Raw genomic sequence first — 9,045 nt, forward strand, 5'->3', positions numbered from 1 at the left:
GCCTATCGCATCCAGCGGAGGTGCCGCCACCTGATCACCGCCGGTGGCAGCCATCCGGTAGTACGCGATACTTGAGGCCGCCGTGTACCACGCGGAACAACAGACATACGAACCCTGACGCCGGGAGAACAGCCATGTGCGCCGACCAGCCGACCATCATCTACACGCTGACCGACGAGGCGCCGCTGCTGGCGACGTACTCGTTCCTGCCGATCGTGCAGGCCTTCACCAAGCCCGCGGGCATCGACGTCAAATCCAGTGACATCTCGCTGGCCGCCCGCATCCTGGCGGAGTTCCCCGACGTGCTCACCGACGAGCAGCGGGTCCCCGACAACCTGGCCGAACTCGGGCGCCTGACCGAACTTCCCGACACCACGATCATCAAGTTGCCCAACATCAGCGCGTCGGTGCCGCAGCTGTTCGCCGCGATCAAGGAGCTGCAGGGCAAGGGCTTCGCGCTGCCGGACTATCCGGCGGACCCCAAAACCGACGCCGAACGCGACATCTGCGCACGCTACGCCAAGTGCCTGGGCAGCGCAGTGAACCCGGTTCTGCGACAAGGAAACTCGGACCGTCGTGCGCCCAAGGCGGTGAAGGAGTACGCCCGCAAGCACCCGCACAGCATGGGGGAGTGGTCGCAGGCGTCGCGCACCCACGTGGCCACCATGCGTCACGGCGACTTCTACCACGGTGAGAAGTCGATGACGCTGGACCGCGCCCGCGACGTGAAGATGGAGCTGAAGACCAAGAGCGGCAAGACGATTGTGCTCAAGCAGAAGATCTCCCTGCTCGACGGCATGATCATCGATTCGATGTTCATGAGCGTCAAGGCGCTGCGCGAGTTCTACGAGCAGGAGATGGAGGACGCCCGCAAGACCGGTGTGATGTTCTCGCTGCACGTCAAGGCGACCATGATGAAGGTCAGCCACCCGATCGTGTTCGGCCACGCCATCAAGGTGTTCTACAAGGACGCGTTCGCCAAGCACCAGAAGCTCTTCGACGACCTGGGCGTCAACGTCAACAACGGCCTGGTCGACCTGTACGACAAGATCGAGACGCTGCCGGCCTCGCAGCGCGAAGAGATCATCGAGGACATGCACGCCTGCCACGAGCAGGGCCCCGAGCTGGCGATGGTGGACTCGGCCAACGGCATCACCAACTTCCACTCGCCGTCGGATGTCATCGTCGACGCCTCGATGCCGGCGATGATCCGGGCCGGCGGCAAGATGTACGGCGCCGACGGACGGACCAAGGACACCAAGGCGGTCAACCCCGAATCCACCTTCGCGCGGATCTACCAGGAGCTGATCAACTTCTGCAAGACCCACGGGCAGTTCGACCCGGCCACCATGGGCACCGTGCCCAACGTCGGCCTGATGGCACAGAAGGCCGAGGAGTACGGCAGCCACGACAAGACCTTCGAGGTCCCCGAGGCCGGCGTCGCCGACATCGTGGACCTGGACACCGGTGAGGTGCTGCTGACCCAGAACGTCGAGGCCGGTGACATCTGGCGGCTGTGCACGGTCACCGACGCCGCCATCCGGGACTGGGTGAAGCTGGCCGTGGAGCGGGCGCGCGTCTCCGGCATGACGGTGGTGTTCTGGCTCGACACCGAGCGTCCGCACGAGGCCGAGCTGCGCAAGAAGGTGAAGGCCTACCTGGCCGACCACGACACCGAGGGCCTGGAGATCCAGATCATGCCGCAGGTGTGGGCGATGCGTTACACCCTGGAGCGGCTGATCCGCGGCCAGGACACCATCGCCGCGACCGGCAACATCCTGCGCGACTACCTCACCGACCTGTTCCCGATCCTGGAGCTGGGCACCAGCGCCAAGATGCTGTCGATCGTGCCGCTGATGGCCGGCGGCGGCATGTACGAGACCGGCGCGGGCGGCTCGGCGCCCAAGCACGTCAAGCAGCTGGTGGAGGAGAACCACCTGCGCTGGGACTCGCTCGGTGAGTTCCTGGCGCTGGGCGCCAGCTTCGACGACATGGGCGTCAAGACCGGCAACCGCGGCGCCGAGATCCTCGGGCAGACGCTGGACACCGCGATCGGCAGGCTGCTGGCCGACAACAAGAGCCCGTCGCGCAAGACCGGCGAGCTCGACAACCGCGGCAGCCAGTTCTTCCTGGCCAAGTACTGGGCGCAGGAGCTCGCCGCGCAGACCGAGGACCCCGCACTGGCCAAGCACTTCGCCGAGGTCGCGGACGGGTTGGAGAAGAACCAGGACGTCATCCTCGACGAGCTGACCGTGGTGCAGGGCAACGCGGTGGACATCGGCGGCTACTACGCCCCCGACCACGACCTGACGGCGGCGGTGATGCGGCCCAGCCCGACGCTGAACGCGGTGATCGACGGCAAGGAGTGAGGGGTTCGCCCGTGCGGCGCCGTGGTGTTCGGGTGGCTGTTCGTCGCGTTTGCCCGTTGGCCACGCTCGGGGCCGGGTCTGACCGCAGGGTTTGTCCTTCCCGATCGGCATTCACGTGCGACAATTCGCCGGGTAAGGCGACGACGACGTAGGAAGCCGGTGCGAATCCGGCGCGGTCCCGCCACTGTGATCGTCGGAGTGAACTCTCCGCTGTGAGTCAGATACTCGCGTCGTCGCATCCTGCGATTCGGGGCGGGGCACCCCGAGAGAGCTGGCGAACGTGACCGCGCCGATTTGGATCGCGTCTCCTCCCGAAGTCCATTCGACGCTCCTGTCGGCCGGCCCCGGCGCCGGTCCGCTGCTGGCGTCGTCGGCGGCGTGGAGCGCGTTGAGCATCGAGTACACCGAGATCGCCGACGAGCTGACGGCCCTGCTGGGCGCGGTGCAGGCCGGGGCGTGGCAGGGACCGTCCGCCGAGGCCTACCTGGCGGCCAACGCGCCCTACCTGGCCTGGCTGACCCACGCCGCCGCCAACAGTTCGGTGATGGCCGTCCAGCAGCAGATCGCGGCCTCGGCCTACAGCGCGGCGCTGGCGGCCATGCCGACGATGGCCGAACTGGCTGCCAACCACGCCACCCACGCGGTGCTGGTGGCCACCAACTTCTTCGGCGTCAACACCATCCCGATCGCACTCAACGAAGCCGACTACGGCCGGATGTGGCTGCAGGCCGCCACCGTGATGGCCACCTATCAGGCCGTCGCCGGCGCGGCGGTCGCGTCGAGTCCGCAGACCCTCGCCGCGCCGCAGATCGCCAAGGCCGGAGCCGCCGGTTCGAGCGCTGCCAGCCAGCCGCAGCTGCCGCCCGACCGGCAGAACGACATCATGGAGTGGCTGCAGAACAGCGGCTACACCGACTTCTACAACAACGTGCTGCAGCCGATGATCAACGAGCTGGCGGCCAACCCCTTCCTTGAGCCGCTCTTCTCCGGCTTCAACCCCTGGCTGCCGGTGCTGGGCAACCCGCTCAGCTTCTTCAGCCCCTACAACATCGCGTTCGCGCTGGGCTACCCGATGGACTTCGGGTCGTTCGCCGCCTACCTGTCGCAGACCTTCGCGTTCATCGCCGCCGACCTGGCCGCGGCGTTCGCCAGCGGCAACCCCAGCACCATCGCCGCCACCTTGCTGTTCACCGCCGTCGAGGCGATCGGCACCATCATCACCGACGTGATCGCCCTGCTCAAGACGCTGTTGGAGCAGGCGATCGTGCTGATCCCGGTGATGCTGCCGATGCTGACCGCCGCCCTGGCGCCGCTGGCCGTGGCGCCGCTGACCGGGCTGGCGGGACTGTCCGGGCTGGCCGCGCTGCACGCCGTGCCGGTTCCGGTCGTTCCGGTGGTCCCGCCGTTCGCCGGTCTGACGGTGGCCCCCACTCCGCCGGCCGCGGCGCCGGCTCCCGCGCCCGCTCCGGCGCCGGCTCCCGCGCCCGCTCCGGTCCCCGGTGCACCTCCCGCACCCCCGCCGCCGCCCGCACCGCCGCTGTCGCCGGTGGACGGCATGTCCTACATATACATGGTGGCCGGCCTGGGTCAGCAGGCCCGCCGAGCGGCGGGCACCAGCGCGCGCCGCCGCAGAGCACCCGAGCCCGATGCCGCCGACGCCCCGGCGGACGCGGCCGCCGCCGAGGTGCCGGCCAAGACCCGCCGGCGCCGGAAAGCCAAGGCGGACATGCTCGGCCGCGGCTATGAGTACATGGATCTGGAGGACGCCGAGGACGGACCTGATACGGCGGCGTCGGCTCGGGGGGCCGGCACGCTGGGGGCGGCGACGACGGCCGGCGCCGTCGGCGGCTTGACGACGCTGACGCGGGATTCCTTCGACGGGCAAGCCACCACGCCGATGATGCCGAGCACCTGGGAGTCCTAACCCACCGGTTTGTCGCCGTCGCCCGGCGGGTAGTTGGTTGCGAGGGCACCCGCGGGGGCTGGTTCGACGGGTTGGGGGCAGTGCAGTGGCGCGGAAACAACAGACCAAACAAGACCGTTCGGCAGACCGTTCCGGCTCGGTCATGCGCGACACCTCGACGCCGGGGGCACAGACCTGGCTGTCGTCGATGATGCTGACGCCGCGGGAGACCGAGAAGCTGGTCATCTATCAGGTGGCTGAACTCGCCCGCCGCCGAAAACAACGCGGCACCAAGCTCAACGCCACCGAATCGATCGCGCTGATCTGCGAAACGCTGCTGGAGGCCGCACGCGATGGCGTGTCGCTGGCCGACACGATCGAGCGCGGCAAACGCGTTCTCACCCGCGATGACGTGATGCCCGGTGTCACCGAGATGGTCACGCTCGTGCAGGTGGAGGCGACGTTCAAGACCGGTACGCAATTGATTTCAGTGGCCGAGCCATTCTCGTGACTGCGGCAGAAAGGATTCGCCATGATCCCCGGTGAATGGCTTCTTACCGACGAACCGCTCGAACTCAACGCGGGCCGGCCCACCCAGCAGATCACGGTGCGAAATACCGGCGAGCTGACGGTCCAGGTCGGCTCGCACTACCACTTCTTCGAAGTGAACCGGGCATTGAGCTTCGACCGCCGGCGAGCGCTCGGGATGCGTTTGAACATCCCGGCGGGGCAGGCGATCCGGTTCGATCCGGGGGAGCAGCAGGAGGTGGAGCTGGTCAAGCTCAGCGGTACCGGCCGCATCCTCGGGTTCAACGGACTGGTGAACGGCTCTCTCGGCGATGAGCTGATCACGGCACGAATCCTGCGTCGGGCCAGGGAATCCGGATTCTGCGGTGACGACGATGACGGGACCGACGATGCGTCGTCGAAACCCACGACACCGGCCCGCAGCCGGAAAGGCAAGGGATCCCGATGAGCTTGATACCCCGCCGCGACTACGCGGCGTTATACGGACCCACCACCGGCGACCGGTTCCGGCTTGCCGACACCGATCTGGTCGCACAGGTGGAACGCAGCCTGCTCACGCCCGGTGAAGAACTCGTCTTCGGCGGCGGCAAGTCGGTGCGCGACGGGATGGGCCAGGTCCCGGGCGTCCGCAACGTCGACGGCGCCTTGGACCTCGTCATCACCAGTGTGGTGGTGATGGATCCGATCGTCGGCATCGTCAAGGCCGACATCGGCATCAAGGACGGAAGGATCGCCGGCATCGGCCAGGCCGGCAACCCCTACATGCAGGACGGTGTCGACCCGTGCCTGATCGTCGGCGCCGGAACCCAGGTGCTCTCCGGCGAAGGACTGGTTGCGACGGCCGGCGGAGTCGACACGCACGTGCACTTCATCTCCCCGGGTCAGGTGCAACACGGGCTGTCCGCCGGTGTCACCACGGCGGCGGGACCGGCTCCGACGACGGCGCCCGGGCGACCAACTGCACGCCCGGTTCGCACAACATCACCCGCATGCTGCAGGCGACGTCGCGCTTCCCGGTCAACGTCGGGTTTCTGGGCAAGGGCAACAGCAGCCAACCCGACCCGCTGATGGAGCAGATCGAAACCGGGGCATGCGGATTGAAGGTCCATGAGGATTGGGGCGCCACCCCGGCGGTCATCGACTGCGCGCTGAGCGTCGCCGACGATTACGACGTCCAGATCGCGATTCACACCGATTCGCTCAACGAAGCCGGCTACGTCACCGACACCATCAACGCGATCAACGGCCGGGCGATCCACGCCTACCACATCGAAGGTGCCGGCGGCGGTCATGCGCCGGACGTGATGGTGATGGCCGGCCTACCCAATGTGCTGCCGTCCTCGACCAACCCCACCCGGCCGTTCACCACCGACACGCTCGACAACCTGTTCTACATGACTACGGTGACCCATCACCTGGATCCGCAGAACCCGGTGGACAGTGCGTTAGCCCGATCCCGCATCCGCGGCGCCACCGAGGCCGCCGAGGACGTCTTGCAGGATCTCGGTGTGGTGTCGATGAACACCTCGGACTCCCAGGCGATGGGCCGGATGGGTGACACCATCACCACCGCCTGGCGTACCGCCGACAAGATGAAGAAACAGACCGGCAAGCTCGAGGGCGACCCGGAGGCCCACGACAACGGCCGGATTCTGCGCTACCTGGCGAAGTACACCATCAATCCGGCGCTGACCCACGGCATCGGGCACCTGCTGGGCTCGCTGGAGCCGGGCAAGATCGCCGATATCGTGGTGTGGCCCACCAACACCTTCGGGGTGAAGCCGAAGTTCGTCCTCAAGGGCGGCATGGTGGCATGGGGGACGATGGGCGACCCCACCGCCTCGATCCCCACCGCCGAACCGGTGATGCTGCGCTCGTTGTACGGCAGCGAAGCCGCCGTGACACGACACACCGCCATGACGTTCATGTCCCACGCCGCGGTGGAAGCCGGTGTGCCCGAACGCATCGGGATCGACCGGTGGGTCGAGCCGGTCCGGGGCTGCCGCACTATCGGCAAGCAGCAGATGGTGCGCAACAATGCCACGCCGGACATCCGCATCGACCCCTCGACGCATCAGGTCTACCTGGACGGCAAGCTCGCCGAGGTCGAACCGGCCGACAGTGTGCCGATGTCGCAGCTGTACTACATCGTCTGAGATTCGCCCGGCAGTACCGCGAGACGGGAGGCCACAGCGTGCGATAATGCGCCGGTAAGGCAACGACGGTGCAGGAAGCCGGTGAGAATCCGGCACGGTCCCGCCACTGTGATCGGGGAGCGACCCTCAACAGCCACGGCTCCGCAGGGAGTTGGAAGGCGAGGCGAGCGATGATCCGAGAGTCAGGACACTCACGTCGTCGCATCCTGCTACCCGGGGCGGTGTACCCCGAGAGAGCTGGTCGACGTGACCGCGCCTATTTGGATGGCGTCTCCGCCGGAAGTGCATTCAACGTTGTTATCGGCCGGTCCTGGCGCCGGCACGCTGCTGGCGTCGGCCGCCGCGTGGGCCGCGCTGGCCGCTGACTACACCGCCACCGCCGATGAGCTGACCGCCCTGTTGGGCGCGGTGCAATCCGGGGCGTGGCAGGGCCCGTCCGCGGAGGCGTTCGTGGCCGCCCACGCGCCGTTGCTGGCCTGGTTGCTGCAGGCCAGCGCCGACAGCGCGGCCACCGCCGCGCAGCAGCAGACCGCGGGTGCGGCCTACACCAGTGCGCTGGCCGCGATGCCGACGATGGCCGAGCTGGTGGCCAACCATGTCACGCATGCGGTGCTGGTGGGCACGAACTTCTTCGGCGTCAACACCATTCCGATCGCGCTGAACGAGGCCGACTACGCGCGGATGTGGCTGCAGGCCGCCACCGTGATGACCGCCTACCAGGCGACCGCGACCACCGCGGTGGCGGCGACGCCGCAGACCGCGCCGGCGCCCGCGGTGCTCAAGACTGCCGGCAGCGCCGACGCGACCGCGCCGGAGCCGCCCCAGTGGTTCCTCGACTTCGCGAAATGGCTCGAAGGCCTCGTCCCCAGCCCGCCGTATCCCGACAGCAGTCAGTACCCGCTGTATGCGCAGTTGACGGAGTTCTTCGACAAGATCGGCTTCACCGGTATCTCGGGTCCGCTGGCCGATTTCTTCGCGAGCCTGCAGAGCGGATCGTCGTTGCTGCCGCCGTGGGGGGTGCCCGGCTCGTGGCTGGGGTGGACCGGCAACCCGCTGAGCTATTTCAACCCGGCAAACCTGGCCTACATCTTCTCGGTGCCCCTGGATCCGGGATCGTATTTCGCGTTCACCAGCATCGTCATCGTCGACGATCTGCTGGCGATCATGTACACGGCGCTGTTCAATCCGCAAGGACTCGGCCTGGTGGTACCGCTGGCGATGGTCGAGATCGTCGGGGCGACGATCGGCAACACCATTCAGGCGCTCAACTACCTGGTCACCCAGACGGCGCTGATACCCGCATTGCTGCCGGCGCTGGCCGCCACGAGCGTGCTGGCCCCGGCCGGGGTGCTCGGCGGCCTGGGTATCGGCGGGCTGGCGCACCACTTCGCGACGGCTGCCGCGGTGCCGCCGCCCGCCCCGCCGCCCGGACTGGTGATGGCCCAGCCGCCGGCCACGGCGCCCGCGCCGGCCCCGGCGCCGGCCCCGGCGCCCGCACCGGCGCCCGCTCCGGCCGCAGCACCCACCCCGCCGCCCGGTGCGCCGCCGCCCACGCCTGCCGGACCGCCGTCGGTCACCATGCCGGCCTACATGTACATGGTCGGCGGCCTGGACATGGGTGCCCGGCGCGCATCAGGGACCAGTGCCCGCAAGAGACCGGTGCCCAAGCCGGACAGCGCGGACGTCCCCGCAGCCGAGGCGGCCGAGCAGACCGCGCCCCGGCGGCGGCGGCGCAAGCCGAAGGCCGACATGTTGGGCCGCGGCCATGAGTACATGGATCTGGAACCCGAGCCGGCACTGGTGGCGGCTTCGGATCGGGGTGCGGCACAAGGCTTCGCCGGTGGCTCGCACCGGGTGGCGGGCGCCCGCCCGGCCGGGCTGACCGCGCTGGCCGACGACGGGTTCGGCGGTGGCGCGGTCAGCCCGATGATGCCCAATACCTGGCCGGCCGACGAGACCTAGCCGCGGGGTCTATGCGGCGGTCCAGCGTCGGCTCTCCTTCGTCGAGCCTTGCTAACTGGCTGTAGGTCTTGTCAACTGGCGGTGGGTACAGGGGTTGACGACGCCGGAGCTGTAGCCCGACGTTGAG

5 protein-coding genes, 1 pseudogene and 2 riboswitches are annotated in these 9,045 nt (G+C 68.3%); all 6 genes and pseudogenes read left to right on the top strand.

The genetic code is table 11. The annotated features are described in order from the left end of the window. Nucleotides 1-134 precede the first annotated feature (134 nt). The 6 genes and pseudogenes from AWC24_RS06850 (at nt 135) to AWC24_RS06875 (ending at nt 8,918) form a co-directional block, all read left to right on the top strand. A complete protein-coding gene (locus AWC24_RS06850; RefSeq protein ID WP_085083271.1) occupies nt 135-2,369 on the top strand; it encodes an NADP-dependent isocitrate dehydrogenase in 2,235 nt (744 codons plus the stop codon). Nucleotides 2,370-2,475: 106 nt separating this feature from the next. Next, a riboswitch (cobalamin riboswitch) is annotated at nt 2,476-2,616 on the top strand. A 33-nt stretch (nt 2,617-2,649) separates the two neighbouring features. Continuing rightward, nucleotides 2,650-4,293 (top strand): PPE domain-containing protein, encoded by a 1,644-nt coding sequence (locus tag AWC24_RS06855; protein ID WP_085083273.1) that lies wholly within the window; start codon nt 2,650-2,652, stop codon nt 4,291-4,293. Between the two features lie 85 nt (nt 4,294-4,378). Next, the gene (gene ureA, locus AWC24_RS06860; protein WP_407663402.1) at nt 4,379-4,783 is read left to right on the top strand and encodes an urease subunit gamma; all 405 of its coding nucleotides are present in this window, start codon (nt 4,379-4,381) and stop codon (nt 4,781-4,783) included. A gap of 21 nt (nt 4,784-4,804) precedes the next feature. Then, the gene (locus AWC24_RS06865) at nt 4,805-5,248 is read left to right on the top strand and encodes an urease subunit beta (RefSeq protein ID WP_085083275.1); all 444 of its coding nucleotides are present in this window, start codon (nt 4,805-4,807) and stop codon (nt 5,246-5,248) included. Then, nucleotides 5,245-6,956 (top strand): annotated as a pseudogene (gene ureC / locus AWC24_RS06870) (urease subunit alpha). Before AWC24_RS06865 ends, ureC begins: the two are co-directional and overlap by 4 nt. A 29-nt stretch (nt 6,957-6,985) precedes the next feature. Then, nucleotides 6,986-7,169, top strand: a riboswitch (cobalamin riboswitch). 33 nt (nt 7,170-7,202) lie between these two features. Further along, the gene (locus AWC24_RS06875; protein WP_085083277.1) at nt 7,203-8,918 is read left to right on the top strand and encodes a PPE family protein; all 1,716 of its coding nucleotides are present in this window, start codon (nt 7,203-7,205) and stop codon (nt 8,916-8,918) included. Nucleotides 8,919-9,045 lie beyond the last annotated feature (127 nt).

Source organism: Mycolicibacter senuensis, assembly GCF_002101885.1.
Classification (GTDB): Bacteria; Actinomycetota; Actinomycetes; order Mycobacteriales; family Mycobacteriaceae; genus Mycobacterium; species Mycobacterium senuense.